This is a genomic window from Catenulispora sp. MAP12-49 (genome assembly GCF_041262705.1).
Classification (GTDB): Bacteria; Actinomycetota; Actinomycetes; order Streptomycetales; family Catenulisporaceae; genus Catenulispora.
In genome coordinates, this window is the sequence record NZ_JBGCCP010000017.1 from 206,506 (window position 1) to 232,903 (window position 26,398).

General features: G+C 72.6%; 23 protein-coding genes. 4 read left to right on the forward strand and 19 right to left on the reverse strand.

What is annotated here, in order from left to right:
- Positions 1–37 precede the first annotated feature (37 nt).
- Positions 38–1,096 carry a transcriptional regulator gene (locus ABIA35_RS28470; protein WP_370341827.1) on the reverse strand — a complete coding sequence of 353 codons (1,059 nt, stop codon included), beginning with the start codon at positions 1,094–1,096 and terminating at the stop codon, positions 38–40.
- Positions 1,097–2,219: 1,123 nt separating this feature from the next.
- On the opposite strand from ABIA35_RS28470, the gene ABIA35_RS28475 reads away from it, so the two are divergent.
- Positions 2,220–2,672, forward strand: coding sequence for a WhiB family transcriptional regulator (locus ABIA35_RS28475; RefSeq protein ID WP_370341828.1), 453 nt, complete (start codon positions 2,220–2,222; stop codon positions 2,670–2,672).
- Between the two features lie 366 nt (positions 2,673–3,038).
- On the opposite strand, the gene ABIA35_RS28480 is transcribed toward ABIA35_RS28475, so the two are convergent.
- The 9 genes from ABIA35_RS28480 to ABIA35_RS28520 all read right to left on the reverse strand — a co-directional run bounded on the left by ABIA35_RS28480 (position 3,039) and on the right by ABIA35_RS28520 (position 15,305).
- The gene (locus ABIA35_RS28480; protein WP_370341829.1) at positions 3,039–3,848 is read right to left on the reverse strand and encodes a TrmH family RNA methyltransferase; all 810 of its coding nucleotides are present in this window, start codon (positions 3,846–3,848) and stop codon (positions 3,039–3,041) included.
- A gap of 29 nt (positions 3,849–3,877) precedes the next feature.
- Positions 3,878–4,483 carry a TetR family transcriptional regulator gene (locus ABIA35_RS28485; protein ID WP_370359906.1) on the reverse strand — a complete coding sequence of 202 codons (606 nt, stop codon included), beginning with the start codon at positions 4,481–4,483 and terminating at the stop codon, positions 3,878–3,880.
- A 9-nt stretch (positions 4,484–4,492) separates the two neighbouring features.
- Positions 4,493–5,509 carry an aldo/keto reductase gene (locus ABIA35_RS28490; RefSeq protein WP_370359907.1) on the reverse strand — a complete coding sequence of 339 codons (1,017 nt, stop codon included), beginning with the start codon at positions 5,507–5,509 and terminating at the stop codon, positions 4,493–4,495.
- A 57-nt stretch (positions 5,510–5,566) separates the two neighbouring features.
- Positions 5,567–6,211: a hypothetical protein gene (locus ABIA35_RS28495; protein WP_370359908.1), complete on the reverse strand. Its 645-nt coding sequence runs from the start codon at positions 6,209–6,211 to the stop codon at positions 5,567–5,569.
- 148 nt (positions 6,212–6,359) lie between these two features.
- Positions 6,360–7,577 (reverse strand): uroporphyrinogen-III C-methyltransferase, encoded by a 1,218-nt coding sequence (gene cobA, locus ABIA35_RS28500; protein ID WP_370359909.1) that lies wholly within the window; start codon positions 7,575–7,577, stop codon positions 6,360–6,362.
- A 38-nt stretch (positions 7,578–7,615) separates the two neighbouring features.
- Entirely contained in the window at positions 7,616–11,971 is a 4,356-nt protein-coding gene (cobT, locus tag ABIA35_RS28505) for a nicotinate-nucleotide--dimethylbenzimidazole phosphoribosyltransferase (RefSeq protein ID WP_370359910.1), read from the reverse strand.
- 185 nt (positions 11,972–12,156) lie between these two features.
- Complete coding sequence (locus ABIA35_RS28510; protein WP_370341835.1) at positions 12,157–13,443, reverse strand: precorrin-6Y C5,15-methyltransferase (decarboxylating) subunit CbiT; 1,287 nt, start codon at positions 13,441–13,443, stop codon at positions 12,157–12,159.
- 249 nt (positions 13,444–13,692) lie between these two features.
- Positions 13,693–14,223 carry a GNAT family N-acetyltransferase gene (locus tag ABIA35_RS28515; protein ID WP_370359911.1) on the reverse strand — a complete coding sequence of 177 codons (531 nt, stop codon included), beginning with the start codon at positions 14,221–14,223 and terminating at the stop codon, positions 13,693–13,695.
- A 257-nt stretch (positions 14,224–14,480) separates the two neighbouring features.
- A complete protein-coding gene (locus ABIA35_RS28520) occupies positions 14,481–15,305 on the reverse strand; it encodes a sulfite exporter TauE/SafE family protein (RefSeq protein ID WP_370359912.1) in 825 nt (274 codons plus the stop codon).
- 285 nt (positions 15,306–15,590) lie between these two features.
- Here ABIA35_RS28520 and ABIA35_RS28525 point away from each other — a divergent pair, with 285 nt between their 5' ends.
- A complete protein-coding gene (locus tag ABIA35_RS28525) occupies positions 15,591–16,466 on the forward strand; it encodes a DMT family transporter (protein WP_370359913.1) in 876 nt (291 codons plus the stop codon).
- A 52-nt stretch (positions 16,467–16,518) separates the two neighbouring features.
- Here ABIA35_RS28525 and ABIA35_RS28530 read toward each other — a convergent pair whose 3' ends face one another.
- From ABIA35_RS28530 to ABIA35_RS28540, 3 genes are all read right to left on the reverse strand, one after another.
- On the reverse strand, positions 16,519–17,565 hold the full coding sequence (locus tag ABIA35_RS28530; RefSeq protein WP_370341842.1) for an SPFH domain-containing protein: 1,047 nt from the start codon (positions 17,563–17,565) through the stop codon (positions 16,519–16,521).
- Between the two features lie 173 nt (positions 17,566–17,738).
- Positions 17,739–18,158 (reverse strand): NfeD family protein, encoded by a 420-nt coding sequence (locus ABIA35_RS28535; protein ID WP_370341843.1) that lies wholly within the window; start codon positions 18,156–18,158, stop codon positions 17,739–17,741.
- 42 nt (positions 18,159–18,200) lie between these two features.
- Positions 18,201–19,022 carry an ABC transporter ATP-binding protein gene (locus ABIA35_RS28540; protein WP_370341844.1) on the reverse strand — a complete coding sequence of 274 codons (822 nt, stop codon included), beginning with the start codon at positions 19,020–19,022 and terminating at the stop codon, positions 18,201–18,203.
- Positions 19,023–19,164: 142 nt separating this feature from the next.
- On the opposite strand from ABIA35_RS28540, the gene ABIA35_RS28545 reads away from it, so the two are divergent.
- Positions 19,165–19,938 carry a hypothetical protein gene (locus tag ABIA35_RS28545; RefSeq protein WP_370359914.1) on the forward strand — a complete coding sequence of 258 codons (774 nt, stop codon included), beginning with the start codon at positions 19,165–19,167 and terminating at the stop codon, positions 19,936–19,938.
- A 99-nt stretch (positions 19,939–20,037) separates the two neighbouring features.
- Here ABIA35_RS28545 and ABIA35_RS28550 read toward each other — a convergent pair whose 3' ends face one another.
- Complete coding sequence (locus tag ABIA35_RS28550) at positions 20,038–20,481, reverse strand: DUF3592 domain-containing protein (RefSeq protein WP_370341847.1); 444 nt, start codon at positions 20,479–20,481, stop codon at positions 20,038–20,040.
- Between the two features lie 204 nt (positions 20,482–20,685).
- On the opposite strand from ABIA35_RS28550, the gene serB reads away from it, so the two are divergent.
- Positions 20,686–21,957 (forward strand): phosphoserine phosphatase SerB, encoded by a 1,272-nt coding sequence (gene serB, locus ABIA35_RS28555; RefSeq protein ID WP_370359915.1) that lies wholly within the window; start codon positions 20,686–20,688, stop codon positions 21,955–21,957.
- A 57-nt stretch (positions 21,958–22,014) separates the two neighbouring features.
- Here the strand turns inward: serB and ABIA35_RS28560 are convergent, their stop codons facing one another.
- The 5 genes from ABIA35_RS28560 to ABIA35_RS28580 all read right to left on the reverse strand — a co-directional run bounded on the left by ABIA35_RS28560 (position 22,015) and on the right by ABIA35_RS28580 (position 26,209).
- The gene (locus ABIA35_RS28560) at positions 22,015–22,521 is read right to left on the reverse strand and encodes a histidine phosphatase family protein (protein ID WP_370341849.1); all 507 of its coding nucleotides are present in this window, start codon (positions 22,519–22,521) and stop codon (positions 22,015–22,017) included.
- Positions 22,521–22,712, reverse strand: coding sequence for a hypothetical protein (locus ABIA35_RS28565; protein WP_370341850.1), 192 nt, complete (start codon positions 22,710–22,712; stop codon positions 22,521–22,523). The genes ABIA35_RS28560 and ABIA35_RS28565 overlap by 1 nt, the downstream gene beginning before the upstream one ends.
- 86 nt (positions 22,713–22,798) lie before the next feature.
- The gene (locus ABIA35_RS28570; RefSeq protein WP_370341851.1) at positions 22,799–23,257 is read right to left on the reverse strand and encodes a MarR family winged helix-turn-helix transcriptional regulator; all 459 of its coding nucleotides are present in this window, start codon (positions 23,255–23,257) and stop codon (positions 22,799–22,801) included.
- Between the two features lie 195 nt (positions 23,258–23,452).
- Entirely contained in the window at positions 23,453–25,174 is a 1,722-nt protein-coding gene (locus tag ABIA35_RS28575) for an MFS transporter (RefSeq protein WP_370341852.1), read from the reverse strand.
- A 171-nt stretch (positions 25,175–25,345) separates the two neighbouring features.
- Positions 25,346–26,209 (reverse strand): MerR family transcriptional regulator, encoded by an 864-nt coding sequence (locus ABIA35_RS28580; RefSeq protein WP_370341853.1) that lies wholly within the window; start codon positions 26,207–26,209, stop codon positions 25,346–25,348.
- Positions 26,210–26,398: the final 189 nt, after the last annotated feature.

The following is a 26,398-nucleotide window of genomic DNA, read 5'->3' on the forward strand; positions in this document are numbered from 1 at the left end:
CCCGTACACGGATCCGAACCTTCTGGCGTCAGCGGCCTCAGGTCGCCAGGCGCATCGTCGCGCCCCAGGAGGAGTTCATCCGCATGTCCAGCTCACGGACCGACCGCGTGTCGTCGAAGGTGTCCATCTTGCGGCGCACGTTGTAGATCCGGTCCCAGCCGATGCCGTACCAGTGCTTGTCCAGGTTGACCAGGGCCCGCTCCAGCGTGGTGCAGGCCTGCTCGATCTCCTTGGTGCGCACGTGGATGTCGGCCATGTCGGCCAGCACGATGGTGCGCTGCTTGGCCTCGTTGGGCTTGAGCGCCATCAGCGAGCACAGCAGCGCCTCCTGCGCGAGCTCCGGGCTGCCGCCGTTGATGTGGCAGAAGCCCTTGAAGCCGTTCAGGCGGGTGGCGTCGAAGTAGTCCAGCCATTCGGGGTCCGGGACGGTGGAGCGGTCGGCGTCCGACAGGGCCTCCTCGGCCCGGCCGATCAGGTCGACCGCGCGCTTGTGGTCGCCCAGGCGGGCCTCGATCTCGGCGTCCACGGCGTGCAGCCAGGAGCGCTGGACGGCGCTGACCCCGCGGGCGGCGTGCGCGTAGGCGGCGCGCATCAGGTCGCGGGACTCCCCGGCCTTGCCGTCCCAGGCCGGGATGAAGGCCAGGTGGGCCAGGATCGCCGAGCCCAGCTGGTGATCGTCGGCCTCGCGCGCGGCGACCAGGGCGTTGCGGTAGTGCATGCGGGCCGGCTCGGCCTTCTTCAGGTCGAAGAACGCCAGCCGGGCGGCCAGCAGCGAGGCCTCGGCCAGCGAGCCGGCCAGCCGGGAGCGCTGGGCCTGCGGCCCGGTGCCGCTCAGCAGCGCCGCCCCGAGCTGGGCGTGCGCGACGGCCGGGGAGTACATGCGGGCCGGGGGGACTGTGTAATACAGCGATCGCTGTTGACTGGTGATGAATTCATAACCGTCCACCATCTGCCGGTCGAACGGGACCGCGCGGCCGGCCGGGTCGGCGGCGGCCGGGAGCCGGTCGGAGGCTTCTGCCCCGTACGCGGTGCTCTCACCCGCCCCGGCCACGGTCAGCGCCGCGGCGGCGCTGGCGACGAATTCTCGGCGCTTCACTGGGTCGTGCCCTCCAGATCGGTCGGCGGGCCGCGTGCGGCACAGCCCTGCCATCCGTCCGTGTTGCGTGGCTCCCCCAGCTGCACCGTCGTCGTCGAGCTCACTTGCCGGAGCACGCCCAGGAGCGGCGGTCGGTGGCTGTGACGATTCCGGCCGCGGCGCCCACGGCACCGACCATCCGACCTGGAACCCCATCTGCGCGACGGAGACGCCGAAGACCTCTTCGAGAACCCGCTGGTACGCCGGGAGCGGACACGGCGGATCCTCACTCTCCCACCGGCGGACCTGCCGGACGGAAAGTGACAGCACCTTACCAAGCGCGCGGGAGGCTTTCTCGAACTCCGCGGCGAATTCCGCCTGCGTCCAGTGCCGAGACAGCCGCAAGGCCTTCAGTGCCGTGTTGCCTGCCGGCTTCCTACCCGGGGAAGAGCTTGGATCCACCTGCATGGCAGAACCCTTCGGTCCATGCGCCTGGAGCGCCCGGCCCCGCGCCGACCGCAGCCCGATTCGGCGGCGGCCTGGTGGCCGGCCGTCGCAGAAGGCTGGTTCAGACGTTAGACCCGAACAAGCCTCCAATGGTAGTACAACCACCCGAAAGGACTATGGCGAATACCTGCGAAAACCAGGATCAGCCTGATCAGCGCCCTGTGTCGGAGCGCCGGTTTTGCTAAAAAATCTCCTTCTCCCACCCTCGTCGCGCCCCCTTGAGGCACTCCGGCCTGCGACATTCCGTTCCGGCGCCGAAGCGGAACGGACGGCCGACCCCGCTGCGGCCAACTGGCCTATCTCCCCGCTCATAACATCCCGTGAAGAATTCTCACCCCCTCAAGGTTTATCCCGACCCGCCGCCGCAAACCCCTCCAGGCCGCCAGACCGCCTTCCCGAGTGAATCCGCCGATGCTCGTGCAACCGCCCGTGCAGGTGCCGTGACCACCCGTCCCGCACCGTTCATCGAAACGAGCTGAGAAGATTTCCCCTCGTTCGGCGGGAACACCAGGCCCCCGTGATCCGTTACACCCGTAACCCGGCATTGCCGCTGACGGCGTCCAGCTGAGGGGCGGTGCGAACCGCCGGGTGGGTCACGGCAGGTGCGCGGAGTTCAATTGGAGGGGGTGAGCCGACCATGGCTCAGCAGACCACGGTGCGAGGAGCCGTCGGACCGATACCGGTCCGGTCGTCGTCGGCACGGACAGCGGCCCGGATCCCGCCGATCGCCGAGCTCAAGCTCGGCTGGCAGGAGCGCGGACTGTGCCAGTCCGGGGACGCGACGGTGTTCTTCGCGCCGGATTCGGAGCGGATCCGCGAACGGGAGAAGCGTGAGACGGCCGCCAAGCGGGTGTGCGACGACTGCCCGGTCCGCCAGCAGTGCCTGGAGCACGCGCTGGCGCTGCCGGAACAGTTCGGCATCTGGGGCGGACTGACCGAGGTGGAGCGGGCGGAGGAGTCCCGCCGCCGCCGCGGCGCCGCGACCGGCGCCCGGCCGGTGGTGGTACCGATTCGCATCGGCACGCCGCGGGACCGGGGATTCGCCGACGCACAGGCGGCCACCAGGGAGGGGACCGAAGTGGCGGCGTGAGAGCCGCCGAAAAGCCTTACCGCACAACAGCAGCCACTGTACGGAACAAGCGCCGGGCGGGCCGGGGAGGCCCACCCGGCGCTTGGTTTTCCCGGGTCCGGGACCCGCTGGCGGAAAACCGTCGCGGCGCACATCGGGGCGCACATCGCGGCGCACATTCGGCGCAATCGCGGCGGCGGTGAAGAACACCGCCCAAGACCCGGACACGCGCCCGTCCCCGCGACGGCTCCGGATCTCCTGCACCTGCTCCGGTGGGCCCATGCGCGACGGATTAACGAATATCGGCACCGGAGAACGCATATCGCGGGGCGCCGGACCGCATTCCGATCGCCCTTCGCGGGAAACGCCGACGGCCTTCGCCGAAAGTCATTCGGCGGCGCCGATCGCATAACAGGCGACGGCCGCGGCGGCGGCGACATTCAGCGAATCCACCCCGGCCGCCATGGGAATTCTCACCCGCAGATCCGCGGCCGCCAAAGCCGGATCCGACAGGCCGTCCCCCTCGGTCCCCAGCAGCAACGCCACCTTGTCCCGCGGACCGAACCGCAGATCCCGCACGTCGATCGCGGTGGGGCCGGGCGTCAGCGCGATCGTCCGGAAACCGTGCTCAGCCAGCGTCTCCAACCCGCCGGGCCAGGAGTCCAGCCGCGCGTAGGGCAGCGCGAACACCGTCCCCATCGAAACCCGGACCGAGCGGCGGTACAGCGGGTCCGCGCAGCTCGGCGTGAGCACCGCGGCGTCCATCCCGAGCGCCGCCGCGCTGCGGAAGATCGCGCCGAGATTGGTGTGGTTGACGATGTCCTCCATCACCACGACCCGCTTGGCCCGCTCCAGCAGGCTCCCGGCATCCAGGACCGGGGTGCGCTGCATCGAGGCCAGGGCGCCGCGGTGGACGTGGAAGCCGGTCACCGCCTCCAGCAGCGGCTCGCTGCCGACGTACACCGGGGCGTCCACGGCGTCGATCAGCGGCCGCATCGCCTGGACCCACTTCGGCGACAGCAGCGTCGAGCGCATCGGGTAGCCGGCGGCCAGCGCGCGGCGGATCACCTTCTCGCCCTCGGCCAGGAACAAGCCCTCGGCGGGTTCGCGGACCTTGCGCAGCTCGACGTCGGTGAGGCCGGAGTAGTCGTGCAGGCGCGGGTCGGACGGGTCGGTGACTTCGATCAGTTCTCCCACGATGCTGCATCCTTCCGCATCCGGGGCCCTCAGCCCGAATCGCGCGGGAGCAGGCCGTCGCGCAGCAGCGCCCAGACGTTCGCGAAGGACTCGTCGACCTCCGGCCGGATCCAGGCCGCGCGCGCCGCCGGGTTGTGGAACTTGGCCATGGCGTCGAAGACCGCCAGCGCGGTCTGCCTCGGGTCTGGCGAGGCGATCTCGCCGCGTTCCACGCCCTCGGCTATGACCCTGGTCAGCTGGTCCACCACGAATTCGATGTGCGCGACGACCGGGGTGCGCGCGTCCTCGGCCAGTTCGGCGAACGCCGCGAAGAACTCCGGGTCGTCCTGCGCCCGGGACCACTTCGTCTCCGCGAGCGTCCACAGCAGCAGCCGGATCCGCTCGGCGGCCTCCCCCGCGCCGTCGGCGACGGCCGCGAGCGCCGGGTGCATCCGCTGGAGCCAGCGGTCCACCACGGCGTCCCGCAAGTCCGCCTTGGTCGGGAAGTGCCGGTACACCGAGCCGTGGCTGACCCCGAGCGCCCGCGCGACGTCGACCACGCTGGTCTTGGCCGGGCCGAAGCGGCGCAGGGTCTCCTCCGCCGCTTCCAGGATGCGCTCGGAGGTCAGGGGCCCGCCAGGTGTGCTGGTACTCACCGCTGAACTCTATTTCTCCGAGTCGAGGTGGGCCATCTGCTCGGCGGCGTACCGGGTGCCGGCGGCCGAGCCGGCGGGCACCGCCTTCTCGATCTGGGCGAGGTCGTCGGCGGTCAGCGTGACGCCGAGCGAGCCCAGCGACTCCGCCAGCCGCTCCCGGCGGCGGGCGCCGATCAGCGGCACGATGTCCGTGCCCTGCGCCGCGACCCAGGCGATCGCCAGCTGCGCGACGGTGACGTTCTTCTCCTCGGCGATCGAGCGCAGGGTGTCGACCAGCGCGAGGTTGTGGTCCAGGTTGTCGCCCTGGAAGCGCGGCGAGTGCGCGCGGAAGTCACCGGCGCCGCCGGTGCTGTCCTTGGTCCAGTGGCCGCTGATCAGGCCGCGGGAGAGCACGCCGTAGGCGGTGATCCCGATCCCCAGCTCCCGGGCGGTCGGCAGGATCGCGGCCTCGATGCCGCGCGAGATCAGCGAGTACTCGATCTGCAGGTCCGAGATCGAGTGCACGGCCGCGGCCTTGCGCAGGGTCTCGGCGCCGACCTCCGACAGGCCGATGTGGCGGATGTAGCCGGCCTGCACCATCTCGGCCAGGCCGCCGATGGTCTCCTCGATCGGGACCTTCGGGTCCAGCCGGGCCGGACGGTAGACGTCGAGGTGGTCCACGCCGAGCCGCCGCAGCGAGTACGCCAGGGAGGTCTTCAGGGCGTTGGGGCTGGTGTCGTAGCCGATGAAGGCGCCGGCCGGGTCGCGCTGGGCGCCGAACTTGACGCTGAGCAGGTAGCGGTCGCGCGGGATGCCGCGCAGCGCGTCGGCCAGCAGGAGCTCGTTGTCGCCCATGCCGTAGAAGTCGCCGGTGTCGATCAGGGTCATCCCGGCGTCCAGGGCGGCGTGCACGGTGGCGATGGACTCGTCGCGGTCGGTCGGCCCGTACAGGGCGGACATGCCCATGGCCCCGAGACCGAGGGGGAAGACTTCGGGGCCGTCGGCGCCGAGGCGGCGGGGGGCGAAGGGGCTGTCAGTCGTCGTCATGCTTTCGACGATACGACTGACAGCTGACAGATTTCAAGTTTTGTCATTCGCCAATCGTCAGGCGGCACCGCCCTGCGGGCTCGCCGGGTCGGTCGGCGCGCCCGGGTTCTTGGCGGTCTTGGCAGGCACGGCGATGGCGGTGGCGGTGATGGTGTCGCCGTGGAGCGGCCCGAGCACCGTGACGGTCATCCCGACCTTGAGGTCGGCGGCGGTGAGGGCGTGCGCCTTGGAGCCGAACTTGGTCTTGCCGTCGTAGTCGACGGTCACCGTCGTGCCCTTGACCTCGGTCCCGGTGAAGCTCCCGGACCCGACCTGGGTGATCGTGACCCGGGCGAGCTTGCCGGTCTTGCCGGTCTTGCCGTGCTTGCCGGTCCCGCCGGTCGTCGCCCCGGCGCCGGGCTGGCTCTGGTCCGTGGCGGGAGCCGCGGCCGCGGTGTTCGAGGACGAGCCGGAGGACTGGAAGGCCGCCGTCGTGCCCCAGGCGGCCCCGCCGAGCACGATCACCCCGGCCGTGCCGAGCAGGGCCAGCTTCAACGGCCCCAGGCGGGTCAGACGCTGCTTGAAGCCCGGCCGCTGAGGCTGCGGCTCCTCGAAGGGCTGCTGCTCGAAGCCCTGCTGGTAGCCGCCCTCCGCGGGGATGTTGTACGGGTCGACCGGCTCGAAGCGCCGGGTCGCGTCGAACGGGTCCTGGTCCTGGCTCATGGTGGCATTACAACGGCTCGCGGATAAGCCGGTGGTCAATAAGCCCGATGTAAAGAAGCGCGGGACCGGCCGGGGCCGGCAGGCGGAACCCTGCCGCAGCTCGGCTCAGCCCGGTCCGGCCGGCAACGGCCGGCGCCCCGGTGTCGCCTCAGGTCAGCCCGACGACCGGCCCGACCACCACGATCGCCGGCGGCCGGATCCCGGCCTCGGCCACCGCCGCCTCGATCAGCCCGAGCGTGGTCTGCACCCGGCGCTCGCCGGGCATCGTGCCCTCCTGGATCACCGCGACCGGGGTCTGCGGGTCGCGGCCGCCGGCGACCAGGGTGGCCGCGATCGCGCCTATACGCTCGATGCCCATCAGGATCACCAGTGTGCCGGTCATCCGGCCCAGCGCGGTCCAGTCCACCAGGGACTTCGGGTTGTCCGGGGCGACGTGGCCGGAGACCACGGTGAACTCGTGCGCCACGCCCCGGTGCGTGACCGGGATGCCGGCCAGTGCCGGCACCGAGATCGAGCTGGTGATGCCCGGGACCACCGAGCAAGGCACGCCGGCCTCGGCGCAGGCCAGCACCTCCTCGAAGCCCCGGCCGAAGACGAACGGGTCGCCGCCCTTGAGCCGGACCACGAACTTGCCGGCCTTCGCGCGCTCGATGAGGACCTCGTTGATCGCGTCCTGGGCCAGGGCGCGGCCGTAGGGGATCTTCGAGGCGTCGATGATCTCCACGTCGGGCGCCAGCTCGTCCAGCAGCCCGCGCGGCCCGAGCCGGTCGGCCACCACCACGTCGGCCTCGGCCAGCAGCCGCCGGCCGCGCACGGTGATCAGGTCCGGGTCGCCGGGGCCGCCGCCGATCAGCGCCACGCCCGCGGTGCGGCCGCGGTGGTGCGGGGCGGCCAGGGTGCCGTCGCGCAGTCCCTCCAGGACGCCGTCGCGGACGTCCACGGCGCGCCGCGGGTCGCCGCCGCCGATCACCGAGACCGTCACGCCGTCGTGCCGGCCCACCGCGGGGGTCCACGCGCTGGAGTCCTCGGCGGAGTCGGCCCGGGAGCAAAACACCCGTCCGGCCTCCGCCTCGCGCGCCACCGCGGCGTTCACCTCCGGGTCGTCGGCGGCGGCCACGGCGTACCAGGCCCGGGCCAGATCGCCCTCCCGGTACGGCCGCCGCTCCCAGACGATCTCGCCGCCGTTGGCCAGCGCCTCGATCGCCGGCGTCGCCTCGGGGGCCACGACCAGCACGTCGGCGCGGGCGTCGAGCAGCCCGAGGACCCGGCGCTGGGCCACCGGGCCGGCTCCGACCACCACCACCCGTCTGCCGGCCAGCCGCAGCGCAGCGGGGTAGACGGAGGCGGGGTCGGTCATGGCGCTCATGTGTCGGTCAGTTCCCGTGTCGTTCGCAGGGGCGTCGGCTAGGCGGCGTTCTCGTCGTCGTCGTCCGCGCGCTCGGCGACGCCGGCCGACTCGAAGGTCGCCACGTCCCGCAGCGCCCGCACGGCCGCCTGCACCAACGGTAGGGCCAGCACCGCGCCGCTGCCCTCCCCCAACCGCAATTCGAGATCGATCAGCGGGACCACGCCCAGGGCCTCCAGCGCGAGCTGGTGCCCGGACTCGGCCGAACGGTGCCCGGCGACCATGGCGTCGGTGGCCTCCGGGGCCAGCGCCTGGGCCACCAGCGCCGCGGCGCCGGCGATCACGCCGTCCAGGATCACCGGGATCCGCAGGCTCGCCGCGCCCAGGATGAAGCCGGCCAGCGCCGCGTGCTCCAGGCCGCCGACCGCGGCCAGCACCCCGAGCGGGTCGCCGGGGTCCGGCCGGTGCAGGTCCAGGGCCCGGCGCACCACGTCAACCTTGTGCGCGTAGGTCTGCTCGTCTATCCCGGTGCCGTACCCGGTGACCTGGGTCGGCGAGGCGCCGGTGAACGCGGCGATCAGCGCGGCGCTCGCGGTGGTGTTCGCGATGCCCATGTCGCCGGTCAGCAGCACCTTGTTCCCGGCGGCGACCAGGTCCCGCGCGGTCTCCACGCCGACCTCGAGCGCGGCCAGCGCCTCCTCGCGGGTCATCGCCGGCCCCTCGGCCAGGTCCGCGGTGCCGTACCGGATCTTGCGCGGCACCAGCCCGGTCTGCTGCGGCAGCTCGGCGTTCACGCCGACGTCCACCACGCACACCTCGGCGCCGATCTGGTGCGCGAAGGCGTTGACCACGGCGCCGCCGGACAGGAAGTTCATCACCATCTGCGCGGTGACCTCCTGCGGCCAGGGCGTGACGCCCTGCGCGTGCACCCCGTGGTCGGCGGCGAAGATCGCGACCGCGGCGGGCTCGGGGATCGGCGGCGGGAAGACCCCGGCCAGCCCGGCCAGCTGCACGGAGACGTCCTCCAGGACGCCCAGCGCCCCGGCCGGCTTGGTCATGACCTCCTGCCGGGCGATCGCCGCGTCGCGCGCGGCCTTGTCCAGCGGCTCGATCGCGGCCAGGGTCTCCTCCAGCAGCGACACCGGGTTGCTGCCCGGCAGCGCCCGGCGGCCGTACTGCTCGTCGTGCACGGCCCAGGCCAGCGGCCGGCGCTTGGCCCAGCCGGCCCCGGACAGCTCCGGCTCGCCCGGGAACTCGTGGACGTAGCCGACGCACAGGTAGGCGACCACCGACAGGTGGTCGGGCAGGTCCAGGGTGCGGGTGAGCTCGCGCTCGTCGAAGAAGGACACCCAGCCCACGCCCAGACCCTCGGCCCGCGCCGCCAGCCACAGGTTCTCCACCGCCAGCGCGGCGCTGTACGGCGCCATCTGCGGCTGCGAGTGCCGGCCCAGCGTGTGCCGGCCGCCCCGGGTCGGGTCGCAGGTCACGACGATGTTGACCGGGGTGTCCAGGATCGCCTCGATCTTCAGGTCCTTGAACGCCCGCTGGCGCGCCTTGGGCAGCGAGGCGGAGTACGCGTCGCGCTGCCGGGCGGCCAGGTCGTGCACGGCCTGCCGGGTCTCCCGGTTGCGCAGCACCAGGAAGTCCCAGGGCTGCGAGAAGCCGACGCTCGGCGCGGTGTGCGCGGCCTCCAGGACGCGGGTGAGCACCTCGTCCGGGATCACGTCGGGCAGGAAGGTGGAGCGCACGTCGCGGCGCTCGCGGATGACCCGGTGCACGGCGGCCAGCTCGGCGTCGTCGTACGGCGGGACGCGCGGGACGTCGTCGTAGGGCTCGCCGTCGGTGTCGTAGAGGTCGTCGGCGCCGGCCTGGTTCTCCAGCTCGCCGGCGTCGGCGTTCTCGGACCCGGCGTTGGCCCACGGGACGAGCATCTCGGGCTCGGCGTCGCCGTCGGCGTCCTCGTCGAGCTCGTCCTCACCGTCGTAGTCGTCGTACTCGCCGACCGCCTCGGCCGGCGTGATCGCCACGGTCGGCGTCGCGAACACCGGCCCCGGCTCCTCCCCGGCCCCGCCGAACTCGACGCCCTCGGCCGGGTCGTCGAACACCGGCGGCGCCGGCTCGAAGCGCGGCGGGTCCAGGTGCGCGGCCAGCGGCGGCTCGGCCTGCGGCTCGGCGGCACCGGGGTTGTTGCCGGCGTTGTTGCCGGCGCCCAGACCGTAGTCAGGGCTGGTGTTCGGGGTCAGCGGCCGGTCGCCGAACGACGGCATCCCGCCCTCCGGCGCGCCGAAGATCGGCGCGGCCGGCGCGGCCGGCGCGGCCGGCCCGGCGGGCGCGCTCGGCGCGGCGGGCGCGCTCGGCGCGGACTCGGCGGCACCGAAAGGCGTCTCCTCGACCGGCCGGGCCCCGAACGACGGGTCGTTCCCGGCCTGCGGCGCGAAGGCCTGCGGGCCGCCGAAGGTCGCCTGCGGGTCGATGCCCGCCGAGTGCGCGTCCTGCGCGGTGGGGAAGACGGGCTCGGCGTTCTCGGCGCCGAACGGCTGCGGAGCGGGGGCCGCGGGCGGGAAGCCCTGGGCCTCGCCCTGGAAGCCCTGCGCCTCGCCCTGGAAGTGCTGCCGGGAATTGAAGGAGGGCTCGCCGGCCGGCGGGAAGCCCTGCTGGTTGTCGAAGACCGCCTCGTCGGCACCGAAGCCGCCGGCCGGCGGGAAGTTCTGCGGCGCGCCGAAACCGGGCTCGCCGAAGCGCTGCTGGCCGTCGAACCCGACAGCATCCTCGCGCTCGCTACCGAAGCCCTGCGGGCCCCCCACAGGCGGGAAGCCTTGCGGCGCACCGAATCCGGGCTCGGCACCTTCCTGGCCGAAGCCCTGCGCGCCGAAACCGGCGTCCGCGTTGTCCGCGCCGAAACCGGGTGCATTGGCGTGCGGGAAGCCTTGCTGCGCGCCGAAACCAGCCTCGGCACCTTCGTGACCGAAGCCGTGCGCACCGAACCCGGCATCGGGGTTGTCCGCGCCGAAACCGGGCGCACCGGCGGGCGGGAAGCCTTGCGGAGCGCCGAAACCAGCCTCAGCGCTTTCGTGGCCGAAGCCCTGCGCACCGAACCCGGTGTCGGCATTGTCCGTGCCGAACCCGGGGCCGCTGGCGGGCGGGAAGCCTTGCGGCGCACCGAAACCGACGTTGTTCGCGCCCGGGAAACCCTGCTCCCCGAACGCCTGCTCCTCGGGCTGCGGCGCCGCGAAGCCCTGCGGTGCGCCGAAGCCCTGCGCCTCCTCGGCACCGAAGCCGTGGCTGTCGGTGTTCTGACCGCCGGGATGCCGGCCGAAGGAGTCCTGGCCGAAGGAGTTCTGGCCGAAAGAGTCCTGGCCGAAAGAGTCCTGGCCGGGCTCGTCGATGATCGCCGGGATGATGTCCGTCGGCTGGTCGTAGGACGCCGGGCCGCGCAGCGGTGCGCGCAGGTCGAAGCCGGGGCGCTCGGGCGGTTCCGGGGCGGCGTCGAAGACGCTGATGTCGACCTGGCCGCGCTGCTCGCGGGGGTCCCGCTGGTCGCGCTGGTCGCGCTGCTCGCGGGGGTCGCGCTCGTCACGCGGGAGCGGGGTCCGGTCGGCGGCCTCGTCGAAGTCGTTGCCGTCGGCCGGGGACGCCTGCTGCGGGACCACCGGGTCGCGGCGGAAGACGTCGAACTGCTGCGCCTGGCGCAGGGCCTCGGCACCGCGCGCGCCCGGGGAGCGGCGGGGGGTGGGGCCGGAGTCGGCGTTGGCGTCGCGCTGCTGCGGCACGCCGAAGGCGCCGCGGCCGTCAGGACCCTGATTGCGGGGCCCGGGCTGCGGGCCGCGGCCGGGCGGCGGCTGCATCTGCGGCATCATCGGGCGCTGAGCACGGCCGGGCTCGCCGGGAGCGCGGCCGCCCTCGGCCGGGCCGCGGCCGCCGGCCGGCGGCTGGTCGCGGAACGCCGAGCCGGGCGGCACCACGGGGCCGCCGGGCGCGCCGGCCGGACGCGGACGGATCGGGCGCGTGGGGCGGTTCGCCGACTCCGGGCCCTGAGGTCCGCCGGGGCCGCCTTGGCCGCCAGGACCGCCGGGCATGCCGCCGGGGCCGCCAGGGCCACCCAGACCGCCCGGACCGCCGGAGCCGGGCCGGCCCGGCTGCTCCGGCCCGCCGAACGCACCGCGCGGGTCCCGGCCGTCGCGCATCCGCGCGCCGACCGGTCCACCCGGTCCGTTCGGTCCGCCGGGTCCACCCGGCCCACCCGGTCCCGCGGAGCCGTTGCGCGGCCCCGGGAACTCGGCTTCGTCGTCGAACACCAGCCTGCTGAACTCGGTGGTCGGCGCGCTGTCGTCGTAGGGTCCCGCGCCGGGCGGGAAGCCGTCCTCGAACGGCGGCCTCCCGGAGCCGTCACGCCCGAAATCGTCGGCACCGGTCACCGTGGGTTCCTCGATCCTGTCGTTCCATACCATGGTTCGTATCCCGCTCCCGTTCCCCGTGTCCCCCATTGTCAGCGGGGGTTCGCGTTCGCGTGGGCGCTGCCAAGTATCGCTTGTCGACGGCACGCGCGAGCCCGGAAGAGCATACGCAGCCCCTGATCGGGTTGACTAAAAAGCCGGGTCTGTCACCCAAGCTCACCCCAAAGAACGAATACCGGCGCCGCCGGCGCCAGCCGGAGCGCGTCCCCCGGGCGGGGGGCCAGGCGCGAGGCCTGCAACTGCACGCCGTCCACCCGGCGGTCGCCGATCCGCAGCGCCTGCCGGATGGCCGGCAGCCGGTCCAGCGCGGTGACCGCGGTGACCACGGTGCGCGCGCCGGTGGTGGCGCACGCCCGGACGATCTCGGCCCGCTCGGTCCCCACGAACACCGAGTCCGGGCGCGGCAGCGTGGCCAGGGCCGCCGGCGCCAGGCCGCTGACCACCTCGACGTCCACGCCGTGCATCACCGCGTTCAGCGATATCCGCTCGCAGGCGTCCGGATCGCGCTCCACGGCGATCACCGCCGCGCCCAGCCGCGCGCACTCCACGGCCAGCGCCCCGGCCCCGGCCGCGATCTCCCACACCATCGCGCCCAGCCGCGGCGCCAGCCGCGCCAATATCAAGGCCCTGACTTCGGCGGGGAGCACCTGCGGCCCGCGGGCCACGAACGCGTTGTCCGGCACCGCCCAGCCGGCCGAGGGCCCGGCCCAGGCCGACACCCAGCCCGAGCCCCAGCGCGGGTCGTGCGGCGAGTCCGGGCTCAGCCGCTCCTCGTCCAGCACCAGGATGGCGTCCGCGGCGCCCCAGACGACCCGGGCGGCCGCCTCGGTCGGCGAGACCTTCTCGATCCGCTCGTCGGGCTCCCCGAGGTGCTGGGCCACGATGAAGGCACGCTGGGCCCCGCGCAGGGCCGCGGCGACGCGGTGCGGCGGGAACTCCGGGGCGGCCACGATGGCGACCTTCGGGTGCGCGCGGGCGGTGTTGGCGGCGCGCTGCAGCGAGCGGTCGTCGGTGACGCAGACCACGACCGCGTCGTCCCAGGGCAGCCCGAGGCGGCCCAGGGTGGCCGCGACCGGGCCCGGCGCGGGGTAGCCGACGACTTCGAAGCCTGATTCGCGCAGATCGCGCAGCACGCCGAAGAACCCCGGGTCCCCGGCGGTCACCACCACGGCCGGGCCGGCCTTGGGATCGGTCAGGTGCGCGGTGAGCCGGGCGTAGGCCAGGCGGTTGTCATCGCCCAGCAGGATCCGCCGCACGTGCTCGGGCACGCCGATCCCGTCGAGGTGGCGCGCCACCCCCACGACAAGTTCGGAGGACTCCAGGACCCGGCGGACCACCGGCCCCGGCAGCGATCCGTCGTAGCCGACGACCGCGACCGCCGCGGCGGCCTGGGCTATCGCCGGCCCCGCGGCCCCGTGCCGGCCGGCGGTCACGCCGGCCCCCCGCACAAAGCCACGGCGAAGCCGGGGGCGCGCCGTGGATCGGGCATGGAGAGGTCCTCCGCGTTACGTCTGTAGGAACTTCAACGCACACTAACACCGCCTGTTCCACAAGTGAGGCGGCGAATCAGTCAAAAGCGGGTAAATCAGGCAGCGAACAATCCCGTCGGGCCGTGGCGCGGATCTCATCTCGCGCGCCGGTGGCGCGGGCGGACCGGGGACGCACGTGCAAAGGCACGTGCATCAGTGGGACATGGTCACCTGCTGGACACCCTCCGCGATGAAGGGGTCGCCGGCCCGGGCGAACCCGAAGCGCTCGGCCCAGGGCTCCAGCGCGGTCGGGACGTCGATCAGCAGCCGCCGCTCGCCGGCCATCTTCACCGCGTAGTCCAGCAGCCGGCCGGCTATGCCGCGCCCGCGCGCGCCGAAGCGGGTGGCGAGCCGTTCTATCCGCAGGGTGTCGTCCGATTCCTGGACCACGCGCACGGCGGCCAGCACGTCCCCGTCGCGCTCGGCCCACAGGTGCACGCTGGACGGCTCGGTGTCCCGGCCGTCGATGTCCAGATGCGAGCTGCCCCACTCGACGATGAAGACCTCCTGCCGCAGCCGCAGCAGGGCGTAGATGGTCGGCGCGTCGAGGTCCTCGATGTGCGCGTAGCGATAGGAGACCTTGCCCAAGACGAATCTCCGAAACGGGCCTGCCGGCGCCGGTGCGCCGGATGTCGTGGTGACGCGGCGAGCCGCCGCGCCGGTGGTGTCGAACCTGCCGATCAAGGTGCCGATCCCGGTGCCCCGCCCCTGACCGCCAGACCCGTGACCCCCTTCACCGGCAGAATACTGACCCGGGTGCACGGACGCCATGCACGTGCGGCACGGTGCCGGGACTGCCTCCAGGATAGGTAGTATCAGCTGGATACACTGCCGATTCGGCGAAAATCACGTATGCGCCGGATTGCAGACTGTTGTCCGGTTATGCCTCGGTGTCGTGCGGCCTCAAAGCAGTCGGGCGGCCTCAAAGCAGTCGCGCGGCCTCAAAGCACCAGCGATGCGATGGCGACCAGGCCCACCACGATGATCAGCCCCCTGAGCACCCGCGGCGGCAGCCGGCGTCCCACGCTCGCGCCGATCTTCCCGCCGACCAGCGCGCCGGCGGCGATCGCCAGGGCCGCGCCCCACTGCACCGAGGGGTGCTGCGACCCGCCGAGCCCCAGCGCGCCGACGATGATGAACACCACCGCGGCGATCGCGTTCACCACGCAGGCGAGCACGTTCTTCACGCCGTTGAGCACCTGCAGGTGGTCGCCGTAGGTCAGCCCGAGGATCGCCATCAGCAGCACGCCCTGCGCGGCGCCGAAGTAGCCGCCGTACATCCCGCTGCCGAACACGGCCAGCAGGACGCCCCAGCCGCCGCTGTGCGCGCCCTCGGCCTCGGCGCCGTCCGCCTCCTCGCGGGCGGCCCGCCGCGCCGCGACCCGCTTCGAAAGCCGCGGCTGCAGCACGATCAGCACCAGCGCCAGGGCGATCAGCACCGGCACGATCGCCTTGAAGGCCTTGGCCGGCAGCAGGAACAACAGCAGCGCGCCGATCGTGGCCCCGCACAGCGAGGCCAGCACCAGCCTCAGCAGCCGGCGGCCGCCGACGGCGCGGAACTTCGCGATCTCCGCGCGGTAGCCGTGGATCCCGGACAGGGAGCCGGGCACCAGGCCGACGGTGTTGGTGACGTTCGCGACCACCGGGCTGTAGCCGAAGGCGAGCAGCGTGGGGAAGGTCACCAGCGTGCCGGAGCCGACCACCGTGTTGATCGTGCCGGCCGCCATGCCCGCGCCCAGCAGCGCCGCCACCTCGCCGATGCCCACCGCTTGCCTCCCGCCGGCTCGCGCCTCCCGCTGTCCTGCGCTCCGGTCGAGCGTAGCGGGCGGAAGATCGGTTGGCCGCGCCGCGTCCGGCGGTTAGGATCGCGAACGTGCACCGGTTGTTCCCGGTCACCCCGCCGCCGGGATCCTAGAAGCGGGGTCGACCTGATCATCAGGGACCGCCTGTCGGCGTGTTGAGCCGACGGGTTCATGTGTCACACCCCGCTTCCCGCGACTGATTCCCCGCTCGTCACCGAGCACAGTCTTCTCTGTCGCAGGAGCGATCCCTTGATCTACCTTGTCTTTTCCGGCGTGCTCTGGGGCACCGGCGGCCTCACCGGCCGACTGCTGTCGCTGCACACCCACCTGTCCCCCACCGCCGTGGCCGGCTATCGGCTGCTGCTCGGCGGCACCCTGCTCATCCTGTTCGCGACGACCACGGGCCGCCGCCGCCCGCGAGGACGCGCGGCGTGGCTGCGGATCATGGTCGTCGGCGCCTTGTCGGCGGGCTTCCAGGCCGGCTACTTCGCCGCGGTCGCGCTGACCGACGTCAGCCTGGCCACGCTGCTCACCATCGGGGCGGCTCCCGTCCTGGTCGTCGCCTTCGAGCAGGCCACCGGGCGGCGGCGCCTGGACGCCCGGGTGGCGGCGACCGTGTCCCTGGCGGTCATGGGCCTGGGGCTGCTGGTCGGCGAGCCGCCGCACGGCATCACCGCCGCGCATCTGGCCGCCGGCGCCGGCTGCGCGATCGCCAGCGCCGCCGGGTTCTCGGCGATCAGCCTGCTCGGCAAGACCCCGGTCCCGGGCCTGGACGAGGTCGCGATGACCGGGTACAGCTTCACCCTCGGCGGCCTGGCGTTGATGGTCGTCGCCGGTGCCACCACCGGCGTCGGATTCACGCCGCGCCCCGGCGCCGTCGGGCTGCTGCTGGTTCTGGGGCTCGTCCCGACCGCTGTCGCCTACGGCTGCTACTTCATCGGCCTGCGTCACGCGGCGGCCAGCACCGGCACGGTCACGGCGCTGCTGGAGCCGCTGACCGGCACGGCCCTGGCCGTCATCCTGCTCGGCGACCGCCTCACGGCGATCGGGGCCGTCGGCGCGGCACTGCTCGCGGTGTCGGTGACCGCCGAGACCTGGCAGGCCCGGACCCGGGCCGCAGCCTAGAAGGGCAGAAGAAAGGGGCCGGTCTGGCGACCGGCCCCTTTCCCGTTGAAACTCAGTCCTCGTCCTGGTTGAAGAACACGTCGTCGGCCGGGCTGGACGTCCCGCGCTGGCGCGGCGGCCGGTCGGCGCGCGGCGCCGGCCCCTTCGGCGGCGCGTCCCCGCTCGGCCCGAGCGCGTTGCCGTTGGCGGCCACCGGCTCGGGGGCCGCCGCGACGGGCATCCCCGGCATGCCGACCCGGCCCAGCGCCCCGCCGACGTTCTCCAGCGCCTTGCCGAACTCGCTGGGGATGATCCAGAGCTTGTTGCTGCCGCCCTCGGCGATCTTCGGCAGCTGCTGCAGGTACTGGTAGGCCATCACCTGGTCGTCGGCGCGGCCCTCGTGGATGGCGTCGAAGACCTTGCGGATCGCCGCCGCCTCGCCCTCGGCCTGCAGCGCGCGGGCCTTGGCCTCACCCTCGGCGCGCAGCACGGCGGCCTGCTTCTCGCCCTCGGCGGTGAGGATCTGCGACTGCTTGAAACCCTCGGCCGACAGGATCGCCGCGCGGCGGTCCCGGTCGGCGCGCATCTGCTTCTCCATCGAGTCCTGGATCGAGGCCGGCGGCTCCACCGCCTTCAGCTCGACCCGGGAGACCCGGATGCCCCAGTTGCCGGTCACCTGGTCCAGGACCCCGCGCAGCTCGTTGTTGATGTAGTCGCGGCTGGTCAGCGTGCGCTCCAGGTCCATGCCGCCGACGATGTTGCGCAGCGTGGTGACCGTGAGCTGTTCGATCGCCTGGATGTAGTTGGTGATCTGGTAGACCGCCGCGCGGGCGTCGGTGACCTGGAAGTAGATGACGGTGTCGATGGAGACCGTCAGGTTGTCCTGGGTGATCACCGGCTGCGGCGGGAAGGGCACGACCTGCTCGCGCACGTCGATGATCGCGCGCACGCGGTCCACCACCGGCATCAGGATCCGCAGTCCCGGCGTCAGCGTGCGGGTGTAGCGGCCGAAGCGCTCGATGACGGCGACGGTCCCCTGCCCGACGATGCGCACGGACTGAAACAGGCTCACCGCGATCGCGGCGGCGATCAAGATGAGGACGACGATCGTGGCGACCATGTCGACTCCTCCTCCAACACTTCGATGTCCGGCGGTCAGGAGGCGGCAGGCACCCCCCGGTGACAGTGCTCGATCTTAAGGCCGGGAACGCATAGCGCACACACCGTTCCGTCGAGGATTGTCCTGCCCGCGTTACGGGTTGCGGAATCCCTGGCGGCGCTTAGAGAACAGGCCTACAGGACCAGCGCGGTCGCACCCTCGATCTGGGCGACGTCCACGCGGTCTCCGACCTCATATTCAGTCTGCCCGTCATACGCGCGGGCACTCCAGATCTCACCGGATATCCGGACTCTGCCGTCGTGCCCGTCGACCTTCTCGACGACCAGCGCCTCGCGGCCGATCAGCGTGTCGATGCCCTGGCGGTGCTCGGGCCCGCCGTGCAGCCGCTTCATCGCGGTCGGGCGGGCGAAGACCAAAGTCGCTATGGAGACCGCGCCGAACGCCGCGAACTGCACCACGACGCCGCCGCCCGCTCCGGCGGCGACCGCTGCGGCCGCCGCTCCGATGCCGAGCATCACGAACACCAACGCGGTCGTGGTCAGTTCCAGCAGGACCAGCACGGCCGCGACGACCGCCCACACCATGGCGTGCATGGAACCCATGCTACGGAAGGCGGAGCGGCTATCAAACCTCTGTCAGACGGCGCGCGCGTACCAGCGGTCGCCCGACGCGGTCTGATACCGCTCCACGCTCAGCGGCAGGCCGAACGTCGTGGTCAGGTTCTCCGAGGTCAGCGCGGCCTCGATCGGCCCGGCCGCGACCACGGCGCCGGCCCGCACCAGCAGGATGTGCGAGAAGCCCGGCGGGATCTCCTCGACGTGGTGCGTGACCAGGATGGTGACCGGCGCGTAGGGGTCGGAGGCCAGCCGGGCCAGCCGGTGCACCAGATCCTCGCGGCCGCCCAGGTCCAGGCCCGCGGCCGGCTCGTCGAGCAGCAGCAGCTCCGGGTCGGCCATCAGCGCCCGGGCGATCAGCGCGCGCTTGCGCTCGCCCTCGGACAGCGTGCCGAAGGTGCGCTTGCCGAACGCGTGCATGCCCCACCAGGCCAGCAGCTCGTCGGCGCGCTGCGCGTCGGCCTCGTCGTACTTCTCGCGCCAGCGGCCGACCATGCCGTAGGAGGCGGTCATCACCACGTCGCGGACCGTCTCGCCGCGCGGCAGCTTCTCGGAGACCGCGGCCGAGGAGTAGCCGATGCGCGGCCGCAGCTCGAAGACGTCGACCGCGCCGAGCCGCTCGCCGAGCACGCCGACCGCGCCGGCGGTCGGGAACAGCGAGGTGGCCGCGATGTTCAGGACCGTGGTCTTGCCGGCCCCGTTCGGCCCGAGCACCACCCAGCGCTCGCCCTCGCCCACCGTCCAGTTCACGGCGTCGAGCAGCTTGCGGCCCTCGCGGACCACGGAGACGTCGACGAGGTCGAGGACGCTGTCGGGGTCGACGGACAGGGCTTCGGTGGTCATGTTCGGCACCAGTTTCCTCACGCGGGCAGGCCTCGATCTTCGCGCGCCTAGCTTAGAGGACGCATGTGGACACCTCGTCGCAGCATCGCGCCCCGGCTGTTCACCCGGCCCCGCGTCGGTACCGCCACGTACCCTGGTCCTCATGCTGAGCGAACACCGGTCGGGGCGCCTGGTCGCCTGGGGCAACGCGTGGCTCGCCGGGCACACCAGTCTGGACTCGGCCGCCGAGCAGGTCCGGGCGGACGGCGACGAGCCGCACCGGGTGGCCGGCGTGCCTGGCGAGGACGGCGATGTGGGCTGGACCGTGGCGCTGGGCCGGCTGCGCGCCGCCGGGGTCACGGGCCTGCGCCTGGCGCTGCCCCGGCCCGGCGACCCGCTCGGCCTGAAGGGCCCGGCGGCCTTCAACCAGGCGGCGATCGCCGCCGGCGAGGCGGTCCTGACCGACGGACCGGCCCTGGGCATCGTGCCCTCGGTGGACGGCTACGGCCCGGCCGGCGACCGCGGCCACGCGGTCCGCTGGACGGTGACCCCGGTCCCCGACGGCGCGCCCGCGACCCCGACCCTGTCGGAGGCCGAACGCGAACTGAACGCGGCACTGCGCGAGGCCGCCGAGGAACTGGCCCGCCTGGACGTGGCGCGCTGGCGTCCGGAACTGGCCGAGTCACTGGCCGCGATCCGAGGCCACGGCCGCGCCCCGAAGGCGGTGCTGGCACCGGGCTACCCGCCGCGCGCGGTCAAGGTCCTGACCCAGGCCCAGCGCCTGGCCGCGATCGCCGACCTGGCCGGGCAGGACGAGGGCGGCAGCGTCACGGCGATGGAGTCCCGCCTCCGCGCCTCGGCCCTGGTCGACCTGGAGCGGGTGACGCGGCGCGCGCAGCTGGCGGCCTACCACTCGATCCTGGAGCCGGGGAAATAGGCGGGCGGCTTGCTCGGATTCGGCTCGGCACGGCCCGGCTCAGCTCGAACTGGCTCGGCGCAGCCTGACTCAGCGCAGCCTGGCCCCGCCTGACCCACCTCAGCCCATCGTCAGCGCCGCGAACTCCATCGCGAAGCCGACGGCCAGTACCGCCAGCGCGCCGACCAGCTCCAGCCAGTCGCGCAGCTTCAGGTCGAAGCGCGACACCAGGATGCGCTCGGGCCGCAGCGGGTCGTACCACAGCCGCACCTGCGCGCCGGTGGCCACGCTCTGGCGCGGCCGGTAGCCGTAGGCGCGGGTGACGACCGGCGGGCCGGTCGAGGCGAAGTAGCGGACTCGCGGCGCGTTGCGGACCGCTCCGGAGGCGTCGCAGGACACGACCATGCCGATGACCTCGCCGTGGGTCGGTACTCCGACCAGCCTGAGCCGCAGCCGCGCCAGTCTGCGGGCGCACGCGCTCAGCCAGAGGACCCCGCCCCCGATCCAGAACAGGCCGGACGCGGCGAGGAACCCGGCGACGAAGGACGTGTCGTCCGCGGCCATACTTCAATGCTAGGGCCGCCTCGCCCCGTTGAGCCTGTTCACAGAGCAGACATCACCCGTATGGGACACCAGGGCCTGATCAGCGCCTTGTCCTGGACAGCACGGCCGACTCCCCCGGCTCCGGCCGCTTCAACCAACTCCTGCGGCTCACCACCCGGACACTGCTCGGCCGTGCGGCCCGGCGACGGTACCGTGGATCACACCATGAACACCGCGCACGCTCTGCCGCCGCCCGGCGAAACCGTCCTGGTCACCGTGTACGGCGCCGACCGTCCCGGTGTCACCGCGAGCCTGTTCTCCGCACTGGAGGCCTTCGACGTCCCGGTCGTGGACGTGGAGCAGGTCGTCGTGCGCGGCCGCCTGGTGCTGGCCGTGCTGGTCGGCGCGCCGCAGGAGCCGGACGGCGAGCGGACGCTGCGGCTGCTGCTGCACAAGTGGGCCGCCGAGGAGCGGCTGGACGTCGAGGTCGTCACGGGCCTGGGCGACAACCGCAAGCGCCGCGAGGGCCGCACGCACGTGACCGTCCTGGGCGCCCCGCTCAAGCCGGCCGCGATGGCGGCGCTGGCCCGGCAGATCGCCGAGTGCCGCGGCAACATCGACCGCATCGTGCGGCTGGCCAAGTACCCGGTGACCGCGATCGAGCTGGACGTCTCCGGCGCCGACCCCGACCTGCTGCGCGAGCGGCTGGCGCGGGTCGCCGCCGAGGAGCACGCCGACATCGCGGTGCAGCCGGCGGGCCTGAGCCGGCGGGCCAAGCGGCTGGTGGTGATGGACGTGGACTCCACGCTCATCGAGGGCGAGGTCATCGAGGAACTGGCGGCCCGCGCCGGCTGCCTGGACGCGGTCGCCGGGATCACCCAGCGGGCCATGCGCGGCGAGTTGGACTTCGCCGGGTCGCTGCGCGAGCGGGTCGCGCTGCTGGAGGGGCTGGACGCCGGCGCGCTGGAGGACGTGCGCGCCTCGGTCCGGCTGATGCCCGGCGCCCGCACCCTGGTCCGCACCCTGAAGCGGCTCGGCTACCTGGTCGGCATCGTCTCCGGCGGATTCACGCACGTCACCGACTCGCTGCGGGACGAGCTCGGCCTGGACTTCGCCCTGGCCAACACCCTGGAGATCGGCCCGGACAACCGGCTGACCGGCCGCGTGGTCGGGCCGATAGTGGACCGCGCGGGCAAGGCGACGGCGTTGCGGGAGTTCGCCGAGGCGGCCGGGGTGCCGGCCACCGACACCGTGGCCATCGGCGACGGCGCCAACGACCTGGACATGCTGGCCGCGGCCGGGCTCGGGGTGGCGTTCAACGCCAAGCCGGTGGTTCGGGAGCAAGCGGACACCGCGGTGAACGTGCCGTTCCTGGACACGATCCTCTACCTGCTCGGGATCACCCGCGAGGAGGTGGAGGCCGCGGACGCCGCCGAGGAGACGATCGAGACGACGTCGTCTTCGGACGGTGCGCGGAACGTTCAGCCGGCCGCCTGAGCCACCGCGCCCGCACCGCTCGACCTCGGCCCCAGCCTCAAAGCCTCAACTTCGACCTCAACCGCGCGGGGACTCCACCGCCACGATCGCCGCCGCGGCCGGGTCCAGCGCGGCCCACTCGCCGTCGAACTCCAGCACGGTCACCGTGTTGGTCGGATAACCGGCGTGCGCCTTGGCCACGAGTTCCGGATGCGTCTCGTCGGCCAACGCCAGGGCCAGGTACTGGATCCCGGGGTTGTGCGAGACGACCATCAGGGTGCCGACACCCTCGGGCGTCCGGCGGATCACTTCCAGCATCTCCCCGGCCGAGGCGGCGTAGAGATCGTCGGTGAGCTGGATCTCGGGGCTGGACGGGAACGCCTCGGCGACCAGCTCGTAGGTCTCCTGCGTGCGCAGCGCGGTCGAGACCGCGGCGCGGTCGGGCACCCGGTTGTTCGCCACCAGCCAGGCGCCGGTGCGCGGGGCGTCGCGGCGGCCGCGGTCGGTCAGCGGGCGCTGGTGGTCCTCGATGCCTTCGGGCCAGTCCGACTTGGCGTGCCGGAGCAGGATCAGGGTGTGCCGCATCAGCCGTTGGCCAGGCCCCAGAAGGACAGCACGACCAGGACGACCATGATCAGCCCGATCAGCCCCAGCAGCTGGTACATGCTCCGGGCGCCCGAACCCCGCTGGGCCTCGCGCCACTCGCGCGGCGGCCACTCGGCCTCGGCCGGCGTGTCGGGGGCGGAGACCGTGGGTTCCTCGCTTGCTGCCGTCATGACGTCCAGTCTGGCACCTGTACCGGGTCGGACGCCGAGCGGGGTGCGCCGGTCGGTGTGGCTCGGCCACACCGCCCCCACCAGGCTCAAAGGACCGGCCGCGCCTTCGGCTCGACCTCGTCGGCCAGCTGCTCCAGCACCGGCACGGCCGCGTGCAGCGCCTCCAGCTGCGCCCCGGTCAGCCGCTCCATGCCCTGCACCAGCGCCGCGGTCCGCAGCTTGCGCACCTTGGCGATCAGCGCCGCGCCACCGGGGGTGAGCGTGACCATGAAGGAGCGGCCGTCGTCCGGGTCCGGCTCGCGCTGCACCCAGCCGGCCGCGACCAGGCCGCTGAGCGTGCGCGTCATCGACGGCGCCGCGACTTTCTCCTTCTGGGCCAGGTCCCCGATCCGGATCGGGCCCCACTTCTCGATCACGAAGAGCGCGGACAGCTGGGCGAAACTCGCTTCCGACTGCCGCTGCAGCAGCTGCCGGTTCAGACGGCCCAAAGCCACCCGCAGGCGGGCGGCGACCTCGGTGTCGGGCTGGGTCGGCGATGAGTTCATCGGGTCCTTCACAGGAGCGCGGAGCGGGGCCGGGAAGAGTGGACGCAAAGTCGAGATGGTCTGGCGGAAGTGGGGCACAGTGAAACACATTGCCCCACCCCCAATCTACCGACCCCCGGCGCCCGGGGCCGGTCCCACGCCGCGCGTCCGGCGTGGGACCGGCACGAAACCGGCCCGCACACGGTCCGCCGCGCTTTACCCGGCGGCCGCCTCCAGCTCCTCCGACTGGCCCTTGCCGGGCAGCGCCGAGGCCACGGCGCCGATCACCGCCATCGCGATGGCGAGCCAGAACACGACCATGAGGCCGTCGTGGAAGGGGCCGGAGATGAGGTGCGGGAAGAACTCCCGGCCGGTGAGCGTCTGCGCGTTGGAGGCGGGCAGCGCGTGCAGCGTCGAGGGACCGAGCAGCTGCTGCATCGGGTTGTAGCCGAGGAACGCCGCGAACAGCGTCGCCACCGGCGGCAGGTGCGAGATCTGGGTCGCGGTCTGCGCCGGCACCCCTTGCGCGGTCAGGCCGCTGGACAAGGTGTGCGGCAGCGAGCTCGACAGGCCGGCCACCATGAGCGAGAAGAAGATTCCCAGGGACAGCACCATGCCGGCGTTCATGAACGTGGCCCGCGCCCCGGAGGCGGCACCGCGCATCCGGGTCGGGACGCTCGACATGATCAGCGACGTGTTCGGCGCGGAGAACAACCCGCCGCCGATGCCGTTGAGGAAGATGAGCAGCGCGAACACCCAATAGGAGAAGTCCGTGGGAATGAGCAGCAGGCCGGCGAACGACGCCGCCATCGCCAGCAGACCGCCGGCGGCGAACACCCGCGGCCCGAACTTGTCCGACAGATGCCCGGCGATCGGCCCGGCCACCAGGAAGCCGAGGGTCAGCGGGATCATGTAGATGCCCGCCCACAACGGCGTGTCCTTGTAGTCGTACCCGTGCAACGGCAGCCAGATGCCCTGCAGCCAGATGATCAGCATGAACTGCAGGCCGCCCCGGGCGACGGCCCCGAGCAGGTTCGCGAGGTTGCCGGTGCTGAAGTCGCGGTTCTTGAACAGCGTCATCGGCAGCATCGGATCGGAGATCTTCGCCTCGATCACGCAGAAGAGCACGATCAGGACGACGCCGCCGATCAGCCCGGCGTCCACCCAGGGGTTGGTCCACCCCTGCGTGTGACCGCCGTAAGGCTGGATGCCGTACGTGATACCGGCCAGCAGCGAGGTCAGACCGGCGGCGAAGGTGAGGTTCCCCCACCAGTCGATCCGCGCCTTCTGTCTGATCCCGGTGTCGTGCAGCGACTTGTACGCCCACACCGTGCCGATCAACCCGATGGGCACGTTCACCCAGAACACGGTGCGCCAGTTCCACTCGGACAGCGCCCCGCCGAGCACCAGCCCGATGAACGACCCGGCGATCGCGGCGACGATGTTGATGCCCAGCGCCATCCCGCGCTGCGCGGCCGGGAAGGCGTCGGTGATGATCGCCGCGGAGTTCGCCATCAGCATGGCGCCGCCGATGGCCTGGAAGACCCGCCAGCCGATCAGCCACATCGCGCCCATCGCCCCGTGGAACGGGTCGAGCGACAGCGCGATCGAGCAGACGGTGAAGACCAGGAACCCGGAGTTGTAGATCTTGACGCGCCCGAACATGTCCCCGAGCCGCCCCAGCGCCACCACGAACACCGCGGTGACGAGCATGTAGCCCATCAGCATCCAGAGCAGATAGCTGACGTTGGAGGGCTGCAGCGGATCGAGCTTGATGCCGTTGAAGATCGCCGGCAGCGAGATCAACACGATCGAGGAGTTGATCGTCGCGATCAGCATGCCCAACGTGGTGTTGGACAGCGCCACCCACTTGTAGTGCGGATGGTCGGGCCCGCGTACGGCCTTCCCAGTCGCGCTGGAAGCTTGTGTCGCAGTCATACAACCCCGCCCTCTGTCACTTACATAGTTTAGGCACGCTAAGTATATGGGGAGGGGAAGGGGCTGGCAATACGGAGGTATGACGATTGGGTCGCGGGTTGATGAGCAATTGTTCGAGTGGGTACGGGTTCGCGGCCGGCCGCCCCCTCCGCAGCCGGCCGCGTCGTCCCGCTAGATCGGGAAGGCGATGTCGCAGACCTCGTCGTCCGGGCCCGCGGCGTCCCAGTCGGTGAAGTAGACCTCGCGCGGGGGCAGGGCGGCGGTGTGGCCGTTGTCCGTCAGCCAGCGGCCGACCGCGTCGAAGGCGGACAGGATCTGGGGGAAGGCGACCTGCGCCTTGGTGATGCGCAGGTAGGCCTCGCGGTGGGCCGGCTCCTCGCGGGTGGCCGCGGTGGCGGCGGCAGCGCGGGCCGGGTCGATCGGGACGCAGACCTCCGCCGGGCCGTCGCTGTCGTGGTTGACCTCGCCGTGGTAGACCACGAAGGGTGCCGCCGAGGGGCCGCCGGCCGGAGCCGCCGCGGTGAGCAGGCGCGTCATCGCCTGGCCGATCCACGCGGGGAGTTCTTCGGGGGTGACGTGGCGCTGCTCGGTGAGCACCAGGCTCGCCGGGACGTCGCGGGTCAGGATGCGCTGTGTCTGCTTCTGGGGCTGTGTCTGGGTCATGGTGCGGGCTCCCTCGTGGCCGGACACCTCTTCGCGCACCCGGGCCGCCAGCCAGCGCTGGGCGGCGAATCTGGCCTCGGCCTCGTCCCAGTACGCCGCGACCAGTGCCTCGCGCTCGGCGGGCGGTGCCGCCAGGACCCCGGCCACGTCGGCCAGGGGCATGTCCAGGCGGCGGAGCCAGACGATCAGGCGGGCGTCGGCCAGGCGGCCGGCACGGTAGCGGCGGTAGTGGTTGGTGGCGTCGACCTCGTCGGGGACCAGCAGACCCTGCTGCTCGTACAGGCGCAGGGCCTTGGCCGAGAGCCGGGAACGGCGGCTGAAGTCGCCGCTGGTCAGCAGGTCGTCGTCGGGCATCGCGTTCGGTGTCCTCATCGGTTCGGTCCGGCCCGCGGCGATCGCCGCCGGCCTCGTGACCAGCCTCGGGTCTGCCCTTGGGGCGAGGTCAAGCTACCTGCCGGGGGGCGAAGAATCGGGTAGGCGGGTCGGTCACCCGACCCGCCTCCCACACCACCGGACATGCGGGCCACGCATCCGGCGGTTCGTCAGGCTGATCTCAACTTC

Excerpts from the sequence above, each read along its gene's own strand:
- ABIA35_RS28475 (WP_370341828.1), top strand. The coding sequence starts at position 2,220 with ATGGCTCAGCAGACCACGGTGCGAGGAGCCGTCGGACCGATACCGGTC.
- ABIA35_RS28490 (WP_370359907.1), bottom strand. The coding sequence starts at position 5,509 with ATGACGACGACTGACAGCCCCTTCGCCCCCCGCCGCCTCGGCGCCGAC.
- ABIA35_RS28495 (WP_370359908.1), bottom strand. The coding sequence starts at position 6,211 with ATGAGCCAGGACCAGGACCCGTTCGACGCGACCCGGCGCTTCGAGCCG.
- cobA (WP_370359909.1), bottom strand. The coding sequence starts at position 7,577 with ATGAGCGCCATGACCGACCCCGCCTCCGTCTACCCCGCTGCGCTGCGG.
- ABIA35_RS28530 (WP_370341842.1), bottom strand. The coding sequence starts at position 17,565 with ATGGTCGCCACGATCGTCGTCCTCATCTTGATCGCCGCCGCGATCGCG.
- ABIA35_RS28535 (WP_370341843.1), bottom strand. The coding sequence starts at position 18,158 with ATGCACGCCATGGTGTGGGCGGTCGTCGCGGCCGTGCTGGTCCTGCTG.
- ABIA35_RS28540 (WP_370341844.1), bottom strand. The coding sequence starts at position 19,022 with ATGACCACCGAAGCCCTGTCCGTCGACCCCGACAGCGTCCTCGACCTC.
- ABIA35_RS28545 (WP_370359914.1), top strand. The coding sequence starts at position 19,165 with ATGCTGAGCGAACACCGGTCGGGGCGCCTGGTCGCCTGGGGCAACGCG.
- ABIA35_RS28550 (WP_370341847.1), bottom strand. The coding sequence starts at position 20,481 with ATGGCCGCGGACGACACGTCCTTCGTCGCCGGGTTCCTCGCCGCGTCC.
- serB (WP_370359915.1), top strand. The coding sequence starts at position 20,686 with ATGAACACCGCGCACGCTCTGCCGCCGCCCGGCGAAACCGTCCTGGTC.
- ABIA35_RS28560 (WP_370341849.1), bottom strand. The coding sequence starts at position 22,521 with ATGCGGCACACCCTGATCCTGCTCCGGCACGCCAAGTCGGACTGGCCC.
- ABIA35_RS28565 (WP_370341850.1), bottom strand. The coding sequence starts at position 22,712 with ATGACGGCAGCAAGCGAGGAACCCACGGTCTCCGCCCCCGACACGCCG.
- ABIA35_RS28570 (WP_370341851.1), bottom strand. The coding sequence starts at position 23,257 with ATGAACTCATCGCCGACCCAGCCCGACACCGAGGTCGCCGCCCGCCTG.
- ABIA35_RS28575 (WP_370341852.1), bottom strand. The coding sequence starts at position 25,174 with ATGACTGCGACACAAGCTTCCAGCGCGACTGGGAAGGCCGTACGCGGG.
- ABIA35_RS28580 (WP_370341853.1), bottom strand. The coding sequence starts at position 26,209 with ATGAGGACACCGAACGCGATGCCCGACGACGACCTGCTGACCAGCGGC.